The sequence below is a fragment of the Nocardioides zhouii genome, from assembly GCF_004137345.1.
Classification (GTDB): Bacteria; Actinomycetota; Actinomycetes; order Propionibacteriales; family Nocardioidaceae; genus Nocardioides; species Nocardioides zhouii.
In genome coordinates this window covers 151,793-168,289 of sequence record NZ_SDWV01000007.1, presented here as the reverse complement: position 1 = coordinate 168,289, position 16,497 = coordinate 151,793, and the positions used below count along the sequence as shown (strand labels likewise).

Here is a 16,497-nt window from a genome sequence, read left to right as displayed (position 1 = left end):
ATCCAGGCCTAACCGGCTGCCGTGGGGTACATCACCTGCACGGCGACCCAGTCCACGAGCATGCTGTAGCGGTCACCGCCGGGCACGGCGTTGCCGGGCTCGACGTCCTTGTTGGAGAGCCTCAGGTGGAACGGGACGGCGTTGCCGGGGACCCGTCGGAGGTCCGGGTCCGAGGTCACCGCGTACGCCTGGTTGCCCGACCCGTCCCGGGCCTCGAACAGGACGCTCTCGCCGCCGACGGTGAACTCGGCGTGGTACTCCCAGAAGGACTCCCACGGTTTGGCGCCGTCGGGGAAGGCCTCGGTCACCGGCCACAGCTGTGCGGGCAGGCCGGCGACATCGCACTCGTTGACGCCGTTGTCGACCGTCTCGTCGTAGCAAACGTGCGAGCCCAGCTGGGCGCCCGCGGACTTGAGCGGGCCGTAGCTCTCGATCACGTCGATCTCCCGGGGCTCGGCGGCATCGGGGTGCTGGACCCAGAGGGCGGCGTAGTTGCTGCCGGTGTTGGGCATGATCAGGCTGGCCGAGACCCGCACCTGCGTACCGACGGGCAGTGCCCATCCGGGTGTCGAGCGGATCTGGCCGACATGACCGACGACGAGCTGGCCCAGGCCGTTCTGCGCGGCCGCGTTCCAGCCGGTCATGTGGTGCCACTGGTCGGGCCAGGTGCCGGCCGGACCGTCGAAGTGGTCGATGAAGACGGTCTGCCACTCCGGAGCGGGCGCCGGCGTCGGCTCGGGCGTCGCCGGGGGCGACGGGTCGTCCGGGACGGGTGCGGCCTTGGCGCCGGGAGGGGTGTGGGCGGGTGCGACGAAGGGACCTGCGCACACGGCCGCGACCAGCACGACCGTGCCGGCGAGGGCGGTCGCGCACCGGGCGGTGCGGCGGCGGGCGTGGGCGGACATCAGCCTCCGTCGAGGGTCGTGGTGGTCGTCGAGCCCGAGCCGGGGATGCTACGCGGCCGGACCGACAACCGACCGGAGCGGGTCAGCCGACGGTCGTCAGGAGCTGCGTGGCGCGGGTCAGCACGACGTAGAGCGTCGAGCGGCCGGTGGCGGACTCGTCCTCGATCTCCTGCGGCGAGACCACGACGATGCCGTCGAACTCGAGGCCCTTGGTGTCGAGCCCGGTGAGCACGACGACGCGGTCCTCGCCGCTCGGCGTGACGCTGGAGTCGACCGCCGCGCGGGCGCCGGCGGCATCGTCGGCGAGCTCGGGCCACGAGGCCAGCCAGGCGTTGACCTCCGAGCGACGGGCGACCGGCACCACGACGCCGACGGTGCCCTGCACCCGGCCGGCGGTCGTCACGACGGCCTCGCGCACGGCGGCCTCGAGGTCGTCGACCGGGCCGACCACGGCCGGCTCCTCGCCCGTACGGCGTACGGCGTCGGGCAGGTCGGCGTCGAGGCCCACGCGGCCGGCGTAGGCCGCGGCGAAGGCATAGATCTCGGCGGAGTTGCGGTAGTTGGTGGAGAGGTGGAACTCGTCGAGCTCCTTGCCCTCCAGCGCCTCGGCGCGCGCCGTGGCGGCCTCGGGGGCATCGGGCCACGAGGACTGTGCCGGGTCGCCGACGATCGTCCAGCTCGCGGCCCGGCCGCGACGCCCGACCATCCGCCACTGCATCGGCGTCAGGTCCTGGGCCTCGTCGATGAGGACGTGGGCGTAGCCGTCGTCCTCGATGCGGTGGGTCGGGGCCGACCAGGCCAGCCCGCCCGGGGCGTACTCGCGCTCGGAGATCGTGGTGAGCTCCTGCAGGTCGACGCCGCCCTCGAGGAGGCCGGTCTCGTCGAGGTCACGCTCGTCGTCGGTGCGCTGCGGCACGTCGCCGAGGGCGTAGCGCAGCTCGTCGAGCAGCGGCACGTCCTCGATCGAGATGTCGCCCGCGGCCCACGACTTGGCGAGCAGCAGCTGCTCCTCGCGGGTCACGACGCCCTCGCCCACCCGGGACAGGAACTCGGGGTCGCGCAGCCAGCCGAAGACCGTCTTCGCGTCGAGCGGCGGCCACCAGGCCGACGCGAACTCGACGAAGCCGGCGTGGCCGAGCATGTCGTCGTCGAAGGCCTCCCGGCCGCGCTCGCGACCGCGCTCGCCCTGCACCTGGCGCCACATGGCGTCGAGCAGCGTGCGCGCGACCCGCGGCAGCTGGCGGTTGCGGCGGCCCTGCGACATCAGCTGGCGACGCAGGCGCCCGAGCACGCCCGGGTCGAGCACGATGACGTCGTCGCGCCAGTAGATCCGGAAGCTGGTGGGCGCACCGGGCGCGTGCTGGCGCGACGTACGCCGCATCAGCTCGGACATCCGCGTGGCGCCCTTGATGTCGGCGACCGCGGGCTCGTCGTGCCGGGTCGCGCGGAGGCCGCCGACGACCTCGCCGAGCGAGCGCAGGGCGACGGCGGTCTCGCCGAGGCTCGGGAGCACCCGCTCGATGTAGCGCATGAAGACGCCGCTCGGGCCGACGACGAGCACGCCGCCGCCCTCGTAGCGACGACGGTCGGAGAAGAGCAGGAAGGCCGCGCGGTGCAGCGCGACGACGGTTTTGCCGGTGCCGGGGCCGCCGGAGATCGACACGACGCCCTTGCCCGGCGCGCGGATCGCCTGGTCCTGCTCGGCCTGGATGGTGGCGACGATCGAGTGCATCGAGCGGTCGCGGGCGCGGGAGAGCTGCGCCATCAGCGCGCCCTCGCCGATGATCGGCAGGTCGGTCTCGGCCTGGTCGTCGAGCAGCTCGTCCTCGACGCCGATGACCGTGCGGTGCAGCGAGCGCAGCACCCGGCGGCGTACGACGCCCTGCGGGGTCGCGGCGGTCGCCTGGTAGAACACCGCGGCGGCCGGGGCACGCCAGTCGATGAGCAGCACGTCGCGCTCGGCGTTGCGGACGCCGATGCGCCCGATGTAGCGCGGGAGCACGTCGATCGACGGGTCGATGTCGAGCCGGCCGAAGACCAGGCCCTCGTGCGCGGCGTCGAGCTGGGCGATCCGCTTGGCGGCCTGGAACACCATCGCGTCGCGCTCGACGAGACCGCCCTCGTGCTCCAGCTTGCCGCGCTGGTGCCCCTCGGCGGCCAGCGCCTTGGCGTTCTGGGTGGACGCGTCGAGCTGGACGTAGACCTCGTCGACGTAGTCCTGCTCCGTCGCGATCTCCCTGTCCTCGATCGAACCCGCCGCGAGCTCCTCGCTCAAGTCCTGCTCCTCATCCCCCGATGAATCACTGCCCACGCTCAGGACAGACCGAGGAGCCTACCGCCGAGTGGTCCCGCTCGCCGACTTCCCGGCAATCCGTGAGCCGGTCGCCTGCCCGTTCACGCCACGAGCACCAGGGCTCCCACCACGCAGACGAGCGCGCCGAGGCTGCGGACCCGGTCGGCCCGGTCGAGCCGGCGCAGCAGGGCCGATCGCTCGTCGGCCGTGGCGGACGACAGCCGGCCGTGGGTCGGGGCGGCGACGGCCGCCGTGGTGACGACGGCCAGCAGGCCGCCTGCCACCGCGACCCACGTGCCCACCTCTGTCGGCAGCTCGACCGCGCTCCAGACGAGCAGCAGCACGAGCGGTGGATAGATCGCGGCCACGACCGGCGTCACGCGGCGCGAGTGGCGCTCGTGGGCGACGGCCCACCGGTCGTGCGTCACGTCGCCGAGGGCGGGATAGACGACCAGGTCGACGGTCAGCTGGAAGCCCAGGTGCGCACCGGCGACCAGGAGCAACCACGGCGCAGGATCGGCCAGGCTCACCGGCGCCTCATCAGAAGGCCTCGGCAGGCAGGTCCTGCTCGCCCGCGGCCAGCGCGTCGACGATGCGTCGGGCGACGTCGGCGGGGTCCTTCCCCGGCGGCAGGCCGGGCGCCTCGCCGGACAGCGGTCTGGTGGCCAGACCCGTCTCGGTGTGCGGCGGGCGTACGTCGTACACGTCCACGCGGCTGCGGCGCAGCTCGGTGCGGAGCGCCGTCGCGACCGCGCTCTGGGCCGCCTTGCTGGCGGAGTACGCCGCCATCCGCGGCATCGGGCGATCGGCGACCACGGCACTGATCTGCAGCACGAAGCCCCGCGACTCCTCGAGCAGCGGCACGACCCGGCGCAGCAGGAAGAGCGGACCGACGACGTTGGTGAGGAACAGCTCCTCGACCACCTCGTCCGGGGTGTCGACGAGGGCGCCGAAGGCCACGACGCCGGCAGCGTTGACCAGTCCGTCGAGACCACCGAGGTGCTCGCGCGCCGCGGCGACGACCGCGTCACCGGCGCCCGCGTCGCCGAGGTCGGCCACCACCGGGACGCCGGTCCCGAGTGCGGTCAGCCGGTCGGCGTCGCGGCCGACCACGAGCAGCCGGGCGCCACGACGCTCGAGCTCGGCGGCGACGAGCGAGCCGAGGGCACCACTGGCCCCGACCACCGCGATCCGGGCGCCGGACAGCTCGCGGCCAGTGGTGGACGGTGCCATCGGGTCTCCTTCGTCGGTGCTCGACTGTCTCTCCGGCGCGGGAGCCCCTGCGGATGCAGTCGGAGCGCTACTTCTTGCGGCTGAGGAAGGCGGTCATCGCCTCGCGCGCCTCGTCGCTGGCGAAGAGGCGGGCGCTGGTGGTCGCCATCTCGTCGCCGAGGGCGTCGATGCCGGCCACGAGGTCGCGGTTGAGGATCCGCTTGGACTCGCGCAGCCCCTGCGCCGCACCGGTGGCCAGGCTCGCGCAGGTCGCGGCCACCTCCTCGTCGAGGCGATCGGCCGGCACCGCCTTCGTCACGAGGCCGTACGCCGCCGCCTCCGCGCCGGTGAACACCTCGCCGCCGAGGGTGGTGAGGGCGGCCGCCCGGGGGTTCATCCGGTGGTGGACGGTGAGGCTGATGATCGCGGCGGCCAGCCCGAGCTTGACCTCGGTGAGCGCGAAGGTCGCGTCGTCGGCGCTGATCGCGATGTCGGCCGCGGCGACGATGCCGATGCCACCGGCCCGGACGGCGCCGAGGTTCTTGGTGACGACCGGCTTGTCGAGGGTCGCGATCAGCCGCTGGAGGTCGACGATCCGTCGCGCACCGACCTCCATGCCCTCCGTCGTCGCCTCGGACAGGTCCGCGCCCGAGCAGAAGACCTTGCCGCTGCTCTCGACCAGCACCACGCGTACGTCGTCGTCGGCACCGGCCCGCTCGAGGCGCGCGAACAGTTCGGTCACCAGCCGGCGGCTGAGCGCGTTGCGGTTCGCGGGGTTGTCGAGGGTGATCGTCGCGACGGCACCGTCGACGGCGTAGTGGACCAGCTCGGGGGACGGGTCAGTGGCCGCATCGATCATGTCGGCCATCCTGCCGCACCGTGCCATCTCCCTCGCCGGGGATAGTCCAGTGACGGATGGCTGTTGGTTCCGGGTAGTCCAGTGAGGGATGGCTGCCCAGGGGGCCGATCGACAGCCAGTTCTCACTGGACTACCCCGAGCCGAGACCCCATCCGCCGGCCCGCCCGCTCCGAACACCGGCCATGCAGACAACCGCCCCGAACCCGCGCCGCCGCACGCTGCTCCATGCAGCCTACGGCGTGCTCGCGACGGTCGTCGGCCTCGCAGCCGGCCACCTGGTCGCCGCCCTGACCGTGCCCGCCGCCTCACCCGTTCTTGCGGTCGGCTCCACCGTCATCGACCTGACGCCGACCCCGCTCAAGGAGTGGGCGATCCGGCAGTTCGGCAGTGCCGACAAGGTCATCCTCGTCGGCTCGGTGATCGTGGTTGTCCTGCTGCTCGCCGCCATCGCCGGGGTCGTCGCCGACCGTCGCGAGACGGTGGGCCTGCTCATCCTCGTGGGCCTCGCCGGCGTCGCCGGCGTGCTCGCGGTCCTGCGCCCGGGTTCCGGGCCGCTGGACATCGTTCCTGCCCTGGTCACCGCAGTCGTCGCCGCCACCTCGTTGTGGTGGCTGCACCGGGTCTCGGACCAGGGTCCCGATCGGTCGTCGAGTGGGGTCGACGGTCCGAGCCGGCGCGGGGTCGTGCTGGCAACCGGCGGCCTCGCCGCGGCCGCAGTGGCCATGGGGGCGCTCGGTCGGTGGGTGACGTCGTACCGCCTCGGCGGGACCGACATCGCGCTGCCGGTTGCCACCGACCCCGCGCCTTCCTTCCCCCAGGGGTTGGAAGGCAAGTACAGCGGCATCAGCCCGCTGCGCACCCCGAACGCCGACTTCTACCGCGTGGACACCCGCCTGACGGTCCCGGCCGTCGACGTCGACTCGTGGACGCTGACCATCGACGGCGACGTCGAGCAGGAGATCACGCTCACCTTCGACGAGCTCGCCGCGATGAACACGGTCGAGCGCGACATCACGCTCACCTGCGTCTCCAACGAGGTGGGCGGTCCCTACATCGGCAGCGCCCGCTGGCTCGGCGTACCCCTCAAGGACGTCCTGGCCAAGGCCGGCATCGACGCCACCAAGGCCGACCAGATCCTGTCGACCGACGTCGACGGCATGACCATCTCGACCCCGCTCGACGTGGCGCTCGACGGCCGCGACGCGATCATCGCCATCGGCATGAACGGCGAGGCGCTGCCCCGCGAGCACGGCTTCCCGGCACGCATGGTCGTGCCCGGGCTCTACGGCTTCGTCAGCGCCTGCAAGTGGATCACGAAGATGACCCTGACCACGTACGACGCCGAGCAGGCCTACTGGACCGAGCGGGACTGGGCGATCGACGCCCCGATCAAGCTCTCGAGCCGGATCGACACCCCCAAGCCGCTCTCCACCAGCAAGACCGGGACGGTCATCGTCGGCGGCATCGCCTGGGCCCAGCACGTGGGCATCGACAAGGTCGAGGTCCGCATCGACGGCGAGGCGTGGCAGCCCGCCACGCTCGGGCCGCAGGTGACTGACGACTACTGGCGCCAGTGGTACCTCGAGTGGGACGCGAAGCCCGGCCAGCACTTCATCGCCTGCCGCGCGACCAACAAGGACGGCGACGTCCAGACCGACGTACGCGCGCGACCGTTCCCGGAGGGCTCCAGCGGCCTCCAGGAGATCTCGGTCTCCGTCGGCTGACGCCACACCAGCCCAGCCAACTCCTCGAGCGGTGTGGCGCAGGTTCTGTTGCCTCCGGAACCTGCGCCACTCACCGCTCGAGGACATTTCTGCCCCGGCGACATTTCTCCCTCGAAATTCCCCGACTTTCTCGATCCGGCACCCATCCACCGCACGACCCGCACCGAACACCTCCCGACAGCGGGCCTCCCGGCCCCCACCGAACATCTGAATCAACCGAAAGGCAGTGCCATGAACACCAAGCTCCGCACCCGCACCCTGGGCCTCGCCGCCCTCGCGCTGACCGCGTCGATGAGCCTGGCTGCCTGTGGCAGCGACGAGGGTTCCGACACCGCGGCCGACGACACCACCAGCTCGGCCACCCCCTCGGAGACGCCTTCCGAGACGCCGACCGAGTCCGAGGAGCCCATGGCCGACGGTCCGTTCGGCCCCGGCTGCGCGGGCGTCCCCACCTCCGGTGAGGGCTCCGTCGAGGGCATGGCCGACGACCCGGTCGCCACCGCCGCGTCGAACAACCCGCTCCTCAAGACGCTGGTTGCCGCCGTGACCGCCGCCGGTCTCGTCGACACGCTCAACTCGGCCGAGAACCTGACGGTCTTCGCGCCCACCGACGACGCGTTCGCCGCCATTCCGAAGAAGGACCTCAACGCCCTCCTGAAGGACAAGAAGGCCCTCACCACGGTCCTGACCCACCACGTGATCGGGGAGCGCCTCAGCCCCGAGGACGTCGCGGGCGACCACGAGACGCTGGCCGGCGACATGCTGACCGTCGAGGGCGAGGGTGAGAACTTCACCATCGGTGACGCCACCGTCGTCTGCGGCAACGTGCAGACCGCCAACGCCACCGTGTACGTCGTCGACCAGGTCCTGATGCCGGAGATGTGATCGTCAACCGACGATGACTGCGCAAGGATGCTGACGTGAACCACGTAAGGCCCGTTCCGGACGGGGCGCCCAAGGGCGCCCCGTCTGGGGGCGACAGTGCCCCGATTGGCGGCGCCCCGTCCCCGGGCGACCCGCGTCGCCTGGCCGAGCTCCTCGGCCAGGCGGCGCAGGGCGACCAGGCCGCCTTCGCCCAGTTCTACGACGCGACCTCGGCCCGGGCCTACGGCCTGGCTCTGCGGGTCGTACGCAACCCGGCGCATGCCGAGGAGGTCACCCAGGAGGCCTACCTCGACGCCTGGCGATCCAGTGCCAGATTCGACTCCCAGCGAGGCAGCGCAGCCGGCTGGCTCCTCACCATCGTCCACCGCAAGGCCGTCGACCGGATCCGTTCGGTCGAGGCGGCCACCGCCCGAGACGAGACCTGGAACCGCGAGACCGCACCGGTCGACCACGACCAGACCGCCGAGTCGGCACACGCCGCGCTCGACGCCACCCGCGTCCGCAACGCGGTCGCCACCCTGACCGACGTCCAGCGTCGGGCAGTGGAGCTCACCTACTTCGGCGGCTACACCCACACAGAAGTAGCCGTCCTGCTCGACGTTCCGTTGGGCACAGCCAAGACACGCATCCGCGACGGACTGATCCGCCTGCGAGACCTGATGGGAGTTGCGACATGAGCGATCTGCACAAGCTCACTGGCGCTTATGCCGTCGACGCCCTCGACGACATCGAACGCGCCCGCTTCGAGCAGCACCTCGCAGGTTGCGAGGACTGCCGGGCCGAGGTGGCCGAGCTGCGGGAGACCGCATCCCTGCTCACCGACTCCGTCTCGGCCACGCCTCCTGCCTCGCTGCGCGCCTCCGTGCTGGCCGGCATCTCCCAGGTCCGACCGCTGCCTCCCGAGGTCACCGTCGCGGCCCCCACCAACATCTCGTCGACCCGCGCCCACAGGAGGCGTCCCGTCTGGACGACGTTTCTGGTCGCCGCGGCCCTGATCGTGGTCGCCGGCGTGGGTGTCTCCGCGTGGAGCCCCTGGTCCACTGAGGTGCCCCGACTGACCGCGGCCGAGCAGGTCCTGCAGGCCCCCGACGCCGAAGAGGTCTTCGTCGACCTCGGCGATGCCGGCCAGGCCACGGTCGTGCGTTCGAAGTCGGAGGACCGCGCGGTCATCCGCACAGAGGGCATGGCCTCCGCCCCCGACGGCAAGGCCTTCGAGCTGTGGTTCATCACCGATGACGAGTTCACCTCGGCCGGGCTGATGCCCAACGAGGCCGACCAGACGGTCGTCCTCGACGGATCTGCCGCCGAGGCCGCCGCCGTCGGCATCACCGTCGAGCCCGAGGGTGGCTCCGACAAGCCCACCACCGAGCCCATCGCCCTGTTCGACCTCACTGAGACGACATGACCACCGCGCACCAGCGCCGGGTCGCCATCGTCGGCTCCGGTGTCGCCGGGCTGACGGCTGCCCACGTCGCCTCCCGCACTGCGCACGTCACGCTCTTCGAGGCCGACGCCCGGCTCGGCGGCCACGCCGACACCCACCGCGTGGCGACCCCCGAGGGCGAGCTGGCGATCGACACCGGCTTCATCGTGCACAACCGCCGCACCTACCCGACCCTGCTGCGGCTCTTCGCCGAGCTCGGCATCGAGACCCAGCCGTCCGAGATGTCGCTGTCCGTCAGCGACGCCGGCACCGGGGTGGAGTACGCCGGTGCGCTCGGCGCGCGTGGCCTGTTCGCGCAGCGCTCGTCGCTGCGCTCGCGGTCCCACTGGAGGATGCTGCTCGAGATCCCACGGTTCCACCGCCGGGCGCGTGCCGTGCTCGCGACCGACGAGTCCGCCGACTCCGACCAGACCCTGCGGGAGTTCCTCGACGAGGGCGGCTTCACCCCCGGGTTCGTCCGGCACTTCATGGAGCCGCTGGTGGCGGCCGTCTGGTCCTGCGACCCGGCGACCTCCCTCGACTACCCCGCGCGCTACCTCTTCACCTTCCTCGAGCACCACGGCATGCTCGGCGTCTTCGGCTCGCCCGAGTGGCGCACCGTGACCGGCGGGTCCGGCACGTACGTCGCCGCCGTCGGCGCCCAGCTCGACGACGTACGCCTCGAGACGAAGGTGACCTCGGTCCGCGAGGTGCCCGGCGGAGTCGAGATCACCGACGGCAGCGGCGCCACGACGACCTTCGACGCCGTCGTGATCGCCACGCACCCCGCCCAGGCGCTCGGCATGCTCGAGGCACCCACCGACCTCCAGCGCGAGCTCCTGTCGGCGATGCCCTACAGCAGCAACCCGGCCCTCCTCCACACCGACGCCTCGCTGCTGCCCGACGCGGTCGATGCCCGCGCGTCCTGGAACTTCTTCCGCCCGGCCGACGAGACCGGTGCGGTGACGGTCACCTACGACCTCACCCGCCTGCAGCGGCTCCCCACCGACACCCACTACCTCGTCACCCTCGGCGGCGAGGACCTGGTCGACCCGGCCACGGTGATCGACCGGATGGAGTACGAGCACCCGCTCTACACCCCCGAGTCGGTGGCGGCCTCGCGACGCCTGCCGGAGATCAACACCGAGCGCATCGCCTTCGCCGGCGCCTACCACGGCTGGGGCTTCCACGAGGACGGCGCACGCTCCGGGCTGGCGGCCGCCACGCACCTCGGCCTGCCGTGGACCCACACCGCGCGGGTCCTGCCGCAGCCCGGCCGCTTCGCGACGACGATCCGCCACACCCGACGTACGCCCATCAAGCGGTCGTTCGAGCACTCCTCGACCTTCTGGCTCGTCGACCTCGACGCCCTGCCCGACCACGGCCTGCTCGCCCGGTTCGAGGCGCGTGACCACCTCGGCTCGCCGGACCGCACGCTGCGCGCCAACGTCGAGGCGTTCCTGGCCGCCCACGACGTCACCCTCGGTGACGGAGAGCGGCCCGGGACGATCCTGATGGCCACCAACCCGCGGTCGATGGGCCACAGCTTCAACCCGATCAGCGTCTTCTGGTGCTTCGACGACCAGGCCGAGCAGGCCGGCGTCGTCGTCGAGGTGCACAACACCTACGGCGACCGCCACGCCTACCTCGTGCACCCAGACGAGCAGGGCCGCGCCCAGACCGAGAAGGCGATGTACGTCTCGCCGTTCCACGGCGTCGACGGCACGTACGACGTCGCCGTGCCGATCCCGACCGACCGGCTGCACATAGCCGTGACGCTCCGGGGGCACGAGCAGGGCGTGTCGTCCCCCTTCAGCGCCAGCCTCACCGGCGCCCGCAGCGACCTCCCCGTCCGCAAGACCCTCGGCGCCGCGCTGCGCGGCAGCGCACTGATCCGTGCCCACGGCATCTGGCTCTGGGCGCGCCGACTGCCGATCCGTCCCCGTCCCACTCACCGTCAGGAGGGCGTCCGATGACCCTCGAGAAGAACCAGCCCCAGCCGACCCACCGCGCCGACCCGAACCCGAGCCAGGGCGTCCCCCCGCTCGAGCAGATCGCCCGCGGTCCCCGCACCGCCATCTCCTCCGCCGTCGCGCGACGCCTCTTCCGCTCCGCGGTCGGCCGCCTCGCGGTGACGGTCGTCGAGGAGCCCACGGGTCGCCGGCTCGGCCAGGGCGGGCCGGTCATGCGCCTGCACCGTCCCGACGAGTTCTACGCACGCCTGGGCCGCGACGGCCTGATCGGCTTCGGCGAGGCCTACCTGACCGGCGCGTGGGACGCCGAGGACCTGGCCGGCTTCCTCACCGTCCCGGCTGCCCGGATCGCCACGCTGATCCCGGAGCCGTTGCAGAAGCTGCGCGCCTTCGTGACGCCGCGGCTGCCCGGCCACCAGCGCAGCACCGAGGCCAACAGCCAGGCCAACATCTCGCACCACTACGACCTGTCCAACGACCTCTTCGACCTGTTCCTCGACGAGACGCTCAGCTATTCGTCCGCGTTGTTCGACACCTCCCTCTCGTCGGCCGGGAAGGGACCCGGCTCCGTCGGTGACCACCTGGTGGCCACTCCACCGGAGCCCGGTTCAGGGAGGGGGGACAGTGCCGACCCGGTCGTCCACAGCCCCGACTTCGCCGAGGCGCAGGGCCGCAAGATAGAGCGGCTGCTCGACGAGGCCGGCGTCACCGACGGCACGCGCGTGCTCGAGATCGGCACCGGCTGGGGCGAGCTCGCGATCCGGGCCGCTCGCCGCGGCGCGACTGTGCACTCGATCACCCTGTCGGTCGAGCAGCTCGAGCTCGCCGAGGAGCGGATCGCCGCGGCCGGCTTCGCCGACCGCGTGACCGTCGAGCTGATGGACTACCGCGCGCTCGCGACCACCGGTGCGACGTATGACGCGGTGTTGTCCGTCGAGATGATCGAGGCGGTCGGCCACGAGTTCTGGGGCACCTACTTCCAGACGATCGACCTGGTCCTCGCCCCCGGCGGCCGGGTCGCCATCCAGGCGATCACGATGCCCCACGACCGGATGCTCGCCACCCGCGACGGCCAGACCTGGATCAACAAGTACATCTTCCCCGGCGGCTTCCTGCCCAGCGTCGAGGTGATCGACCAGATCACCCGCGACGAGACCGGCCTGCGGCTGACCGGCCAGCTCGAGATGGGCAGCCACTACGCCGCGACGCTGCGCCGGTGGGACCGCCGGTTCCTGTCGCAGCGCGACGCCGTAGTGGCGCTCGGCTTCGACGACCTGTTCATGCGGGTGTGGCACTTCTACCTCGCCTACTCGCAGGCTGGGTTCGCCAGTGGCTACATCAACGTCTCGCAGCTGACCTTCACGAGGGAGCACCAGTGACCCAGACCGCACCCCGCCCGACCATCACCACGGCCGGGGTCGCGGACCGGCTCGCCGAGGCCGTACGCCCCTTCATCGGCGGCGACCTGCCGGTCCGGCTGGAGGCGTGGGACGGCTCCGTCGCCGGACCCGTGGACGCGCCCCTGGTCGTGCTGCGCTCCCCCGACGCCCTGCGGCGCCTGCTGTGGCACCCGGGCGAGCTCGGCGCCGCCCAGGCCTACGTCACCGGCGAGCTCGACGTGCCCGCGCAGGACGGCTGGGACCTCGAGTCCACGCTCACCCACGCCTTCGCCGTCGGCGCCGAGCGCGGCCTGTCCGGCGTACGCCTCTCGCCGCGCGCCATGGTCGACGCGATCCGCACCGCCGCCGATCTCGGCGCCCTGGGCCGTCCTCCTGCTGCCCCGTCGTCGCAGGCACGCATCAAGGGCCGGCTGCACAGCCTGGCCCGCGACCGGTCGTCGATCAGCCACCACTACGACCTCTCCAACGAGTTCTACTCCCTCATCCTCGAGCCGCAGATGGCCTACAGCTGCGGCTACCACGCGACCCCGGACACCCCGCTCGAGGAGGCGCAGCGCGCCAAGCTCGACCTCGTCTGCACCAAGCTCGGGCTCACCGAGGGCGTTCCGGGGAGCCTGGACGGTGACGTCCAGCGTGGAGCGAGCGGCGGTCGTCGCTTGCGGATGCTGGACGTCGGCTGCGGCTGGGGCTCGCTCTCGCTGCACGCCGCGCAGTACTTCGGCGCGCAGGTCACCGGGGTAACGATCGCGGCGGAGCAGAAGAAGTTCATCGACGCCCGGATCGCCGAGCGCGGCCTGCAGGACCGGGTCGAGATCCGGCTCCAGGACTACCGCGAGGTCCCCGAACGCGACCACTACGACGCCGTCGGCTCCCTCGAGATGGGCGAGCACGTCGGCGCCACCAACTACCCGACCTACGTCGAGGTGCTGCGCCGCGCGGTGCGGCCCGGCGGCCGGGTGCTGGTGCAGCAGATGTCGCGCCAGGGCACGGGCGGCGGCAAGCACCCGGGCGGTGGGCCCTTCATCGAGTCGTTCATCGCCCCCGACATGACCATGCGACCGGTCGGCGAGACGGTCGGCCTCATCGAGGCCGGCGGCCTCGAGGTCCGCGACGTGCACGGGATGCGCGAGCACTACGTGCTGACCGTCGCGGGGTGGATCGACCGGTTCGAGGCCAACCTCCCGCGACTGCGCGAGCTCGTCGGCGAGGAGGTCGTCCGCGTGTGGCGCCTCTACCTCGTCGGCGGCGCCCTCGCCTTCCGCGACGGCCGGATGGGCGTCGACCAGATCCTCGCCGTCCGCCCCGGCGCTCCGCACACCCTTCCGGCCGTACGGTCGTGGTGACCCAGGCGCTGGTCGCCCTCCTGGCGGCCCTCGTCGTCATGGGGGTCACCGCCGCCGTCAGCAAGAAGGTCGACCGGGTCGCGGTCGTCGACGTGGCGTGGGGCTCGGTCTTCGTCGCCATCGCGCTCGTCCTGGCGCTCGTGTGGCCCGACCGGCACTCGTGGTTGCTCGCCGCGCTCGTCACCTTTTGGGGCGGCCGGCTGGCCTGGCACATCGCGAAGCGCTCGAAGGGCCATGGCGAGGACCCGCGCTACGAGGCCATGCTCGGCGGGCCCGGCTGGCACGCCGGCGCCGCGAAGGTGCTGCTGCGGGTCTTCGGGACGCAGGCCCTCGTCGCCTGGATCATCTCGTTCCCGCTCATCGTCGCGGCGGCGTACGACGTCCGCTGGTGGCCGCTCGTGTGGGTCGGGGTGGCGGTGTGGGCGCTCGGCATCTTCTTCGAGGTCGTTGGCGACGCCCAGCTCGCGGCGTACCGCTCGCGTCCCCGCGACCAGCGCCCGCCCGTGCTCGACACCGGCCTGTGGGGCTGGACGAGGCACCCCAACTACTTCGGCGACGCCTGCGTCTGGTGGGGCCTCTGGCTCGCCGGGGCGCTCTCGCTCGGCTGGCTGCCGGGGCTCGCGACCGTGTTCGCGCCCGTCGCCATGACGTACTTCATCCGCAACGTGACCGGCGCCAAGCTGCTCGAGAAGACCATGTCGCAGCGACCCGGCTGGGACGCGTACGCCGCCCGCGTCCCGCTGTTCGTCCCGCGCCCGCCGCGGCGCTGACGGCGCAACACACCACAGATCCGGGCTGTGATCCTGCGCCCGGCTGGGGTAGACACAGCGAGTGCCCGCTCCCGACGCCCTCGACGCTGCCGTCGAGCAGATGCTCGCGGGCGACGAGGGCGCGTTCCGGACGGTCTACCGCGCGATCCAGCCTCCGCTGCTGCGCTACCTGACCGTGCTGGTCGGCAGCGCGGACGCCGAGGACGTCGCCAGCGAGGCCTGGGCGCAGGCGTTCCGCGACCTCGACCGGTTCAGCGGCGACGCCGACGGCTTCCGCGGGTGGATCACCACGATCGGGCGCAACCGTGCGCTCGACCACCTGCGCCACTCCCGCCGGCGACCCACGGACGACCGTACGGTCGAGGAGCTGGTCGACCTGCCCGACGAGTCCGACGTCGAGGGCGACACGCTCGGGCGCGTGCAGTCGCAGGCCGCGCTGGCCCTCGTCGCGGCGCTCCCGCAGGACCAGGCCGAGGCGATCATGCTGCGCACCGTGCTGGGCTTCGACGCGGCCACCTGCGGCCGCATCCTCGGCAAGTCCCCCGGTGCCGTGCGGGCAGCCGCGTTCCGCGGGCTCCGGCAGCTCTCGAAGAAGATCGACCCGAACCCGTAACAGCCGGCGCCGCCGCGGCGCTGAACGGAGTGAGATGCGCACCCCCGACGACCACCCGACGCGCCGCGAGGCCGAGCAGCTGCTCGACGACCCCGCGGCGCACGGCAGCGCGCTCGGCTCGCTGCTCTCGGCCGCCTCGGCGCCGGCCCTGCCGGGCGAGCTCAGGCGCGAGGACGCGGAGGTCGCGGCGTTCCACCGGGCGCGCCTCACGCCGTCGACCACCAGGGGCGCCGGCTTCGTCTCGCCTCGTCGCCTCGCCAGCCGGGCCGCCGCCCGCGCCGTGATCGCCACCGGTGCCGTCGTCGCCGTCACCACCGGCGGGTTCGCGCTCGCGAACACCGCCCACCTGCCCGGCCTGCCGGGCCAGGCCTCCGACCAGGCGACGGAGTCGGTGACGAAGACCCCGAGGCCGACCGCCACCTCGACGTCCGCCTCGACCGCCCCGTCGACGTCCACCTCGGCCACGGACCCCAGTGGGACGCCGAGCAGATCCACGGAGTCGTCGCCGTCGGCGTCCTCGGCGCCGACGCCGAACTACGAAGGCCTGTGCCGCGCCTTCCAGGCCGTCGACCGCTCAGCCAACGGCTCGTCCCTCGACAGCGCAGCCTTCGCCGCGCTCTCCGCCGCGGCTGGTGGCGGCGACAGCATCGCGACATGGTGCGTAGCGCTCATCGGCGAGCCGCAGGAGACCGGCAAGCCGTCCGTCCTGCCGACGCCGACGGCCAGGCCGACTCCCACCAGCAAGCCGACCCCGGTGAAGCCCACCGATCGGCCAACCGGCAAGCCGTCGCAGCTGCCGACTCCGACGACCCAGCCCACCGGCAAGCCGAGCACCGCGCCCGGCACGCCCACCGACAAGCCGTCCCCGACGGACCAGGGGGGCGGCCGGAAACCCTGAGTGTCCGATTCTCGGGATCGGAGCGGCCGCGTTCCGCGGGCCCACGACCATCGCAACCGTATTCACACCCCCGCATCGAGTACGGGTTCCCCCGCACCACAGCGCGATGGCCAAGGCCCACAACGCACCACAGCGGCACGGCTTCCCCCCGGGGCCGTGCCGCTGTCCATCTCCCGCGGCTGTCCGCGCCGGCGGCTAG

15 protein-coding genes are annotated in these 16,497 nt (G+C 72.5%); 10 read left to right on the top strand and 5 right to left on the bottom strand.

What is annotated here, in order from left to right; genetic code table 11:
* Nucleotides 1-8: 8 nt before the first annotated feature.
* The 5 genes from EUA94_RS09180 to EUA94_RS09160 all read right to left on the bottom strand — a co-directional run bounded on the left by EUA94_RS09180 (nt 9) and on the right by EUA94_RS09160 (nt 5,269).
* A complete protein-coding gene (locus EUA94_RS09180) occupies nt 9-905 on the bottom strand; it encodes a hypothetical protein (protein WP_129426563.1) in 897 nt (298 codons plus the stop codon).
* A gap of 82 nt (nt 906-987) precedes the next feature.
* Complete coding sequence (locus tag EUA94_RS09175; RefSeq protein WP_129426562.1) at nt 988-3,180, bottom strand: HelD family protein; 2,193 nt, start codon at nt 3,178-3,180, stop codon at nt 988-990.
* A gap of 119 nt (nt 3,181-3,299) precedes the next feature.
* A complete protein-coding gene (locus tag EUA94_RS09170) occupies nt 3,300-3,728 on the bottom strand; it encodes a hypothetical protein (protein WP_129426561.1) in 429 nt (142 codons plus the stop codon).
* 10 nt (nt 3,729-3,738) lie between these two features.
* A complete protein-coding gene (locus tag EUA94_RS09165) occupies nt 3,739-4,431 on the bottom strand; it encodes an SDR family NAD(P)-dependent oxidoreductase (RefSeq protein ID WP_165356845.1) in 693 nt (230 codons plus the stop codon).
* 67 nt (nt 4,432-4,498) lie between these two features.
* Nucleotides 4,499-5,269 carry an enoyl-CoA hydratase-related protein gene (locus tag EUA94_RS09160; protein ID WP_129426560.1) on the bottom strand — a complete coding sequence of 257 codons (771 nt, stop codon included), beginning with the start codon at nt 5,267-5,269 and terminating at the stop codon, nt 4,499-4,501.
* A gap of 182 nt (nt 5,270-5,451) precedes the next feature.
* Between EUA94_RS09160 and EUA94_RS09155 the strand changes: the two genes are divergently transcribed.
* The 10 genes from EUA94_RS09155 (at nt 5,452) to EUA94_RS09110 (ending at nt 16,298) form a co-directional block, all read left to right on the top strand.
* The gene (locus EUA94_RS09155) at nt 5,452-6,993 is read left to right on the top strand and encodes a molybdopterin-dependent oxidoreductase (protein ID WP_129426559.1); all 1,542 of its coding nucleotides are present in this window, start codon (nt 5,452-5,454) and stop codon (nt 6,991-6,993) included.
* Nucleotides 6,994-7,224: 231 nt separating this feature from the next.
* A complete protein-coding gene (locus tag EUA94_RS09150) occupies nt 7,225-7,878 on the top strand; it encodes a fasciclin domain-containing protein (RefSeq protein WP_129426558.1) in 654 nt (217 codons plus the stop codon).
* A 35-nt stretch (nt 7,879-7,913) separates the two neighbouring features.
* The gene (gene sigK / locus EUA94_RS09145) at nt 7,914-8,555 is read left to right on the top strand and encodes an ECF RNA polymerase sigma factor SigK (RefSeq protein WP_129426557.1); all 642 of its coding nucleotides are present in this window, start codon (nt 7,914-7,916) and stop codon (nt 8,553-8,555) included.
* Complete coding sequence (locus EUA94_RS09140; protein ID WP_129426556.1) at nt 8,552-9,283, top strand: anti-sigma factor; 732 nt, start codon at nt 8,552-8,554, stop codon at nt 9,281-9,283. Before sigK ends, EUA94_RS09140 begins: the two co-directional genes overlap by 4 nt.
* Nucleotides 9,280-11,277, top strand: a complete 1,998-nt coding sequence (locus EUA94_RS09135; protein ID WP_129426555.1) for an FAD-dependent oxidoreductase — start codon at nt 9,280-9,282, stop codon at nt 11,275-11,277. Before EUA94_RS09140 ends, EUA94_RS09135 begins: the two co-directional genes overlap by 4 nt.
* Nucleotides 11,274-12,653, top strand: coding sequence for an SAM-dependent methyltransferase (locus EUA94_RS09130; protein WP_129426554.1), 1,380 nt, complete (start codon nt 11,274-11,276; stop codon nt 12,651-12,653). Before EUA94_RS09135 ends, EUA94_RS09130 begins: the two co-directional genes overlap by 4 nt.
* Entirely contained in the window at nt 12,650-14,017 is a 1,368-nt protein-coding gene (locus tag EUA94_RS09125; RefSeq protein WP_207210474.1) for an SAM-dependent methyltransferase, read from the top strand. Before EUA94_RS09130 ends, EUA94_RS09125 begins: the two co-directional genes overlap by 4 nt.
* Nucleotides 14,014-14,787 (top strand): DUF1295 domain-containing protein, encoded by a 774-nt coding sequence (locus EUA94_RS09120; RefSeq protein WP_242494760.1) that lies wholly within the window; start codon nt 14,014-14,016, stop codon nt 14,785-14,787. Before EUA94_RS09125 ends, EUA94_RS09120 begins: the two co-directional genes overlap by 4 nt.
* A gap of 61 nt (nt 14,788-14,848) precedes the next feature.
* Entirely contained in the window at nt 14,849-15,400 is a 552-nt protein-coding gene (locus EUA94_RS09115) for an RNA polymerase sigma factor (protein ID WP_207210473.1), read from the top strand.
* Nucleotides 15,401-15,434: 34 nt separating this feature from the next.
* Nucleotides 15,435-16,298: a hypothetical protein gene (locus EUA94_RS09110; RefSeq protein WP_129426553.1), complete on the top strand. Its 864-nt coding sequence runs from the start codon at nt 15,435-15,437 to the stop codon at nt 16,296-16,298.
* Nucleotides 16,299-16,497: the final 199 nt, after the last annotated feature.

Excerpts from the sequence above, each read along its gene's own strand:
- EUA94_RS09110 (WP_129426553.1), top strand. The coding sequence starts at position 15,435 with ATGCGCACCCCCGACGACCACCCGACGCGCCGCGAGGCCGAGCAGCTG.
- EUA94_RS09135 (WP_129426555.1), top strand. The coding sequence starts at position 9,280 with ATGACCACCGCGCACCAGCGCCGGGTCGCCATCGTCGGCTCCGGTGTC.
- EUA94_RS09165 (WP_165356845.1), bottom strand. The coding sequence starts at position 4,431 with ATGGCACCGTCCACCACTGGCCGCGAGCTGTCCGGCGCCCGGATCGCG.
- EUA94_RS09140 (WP_129426556.1), top strand. The coding sequence starts at position 8,552 with ATGAGCGATCTGCACAAGCTCACTGGCGCTTATGCCGTCGACGCCCTC.
- EUA94_RS09150 (WP_129426558.1), top strand. The coding sequence starts at position 7,225 with ATGAACACCAAGCTCCGCACCCGCACCCTGGGCCTCGCCGCCCTCGCG.
- EUA94_RS09155 (WP_129426559.1), top strand. The coding sequence starts at position 5,452 with ATGCAGACAACCGCCCCGAACCCGCGCCGCCGCACGCTGCTCCATGCA.
- EUA94_RS09130 (WP_129426554.1), top strand. The coding sequence starts at position 11,274 with ATGACCCTCGAGAAGAACCAGCCCCAGCCGACCCACCGCGCCGACCCG.
- EUA94_RS09160 (WP_129426560.1), bottom strand. The coding sequence starts at position 5,269 with ATGATCGATGCGGCCACTGACCCGTCCCCCGAGCTGGTCCACTACGCC.
- EUA94_RS09180 (WP_129426563.1), bottom strand. The coding sequence starts at position 905 with ATGTCCGCCCACGCCCGCCGCCGCACCGCCCGGTGCGCGACCGCCCTC.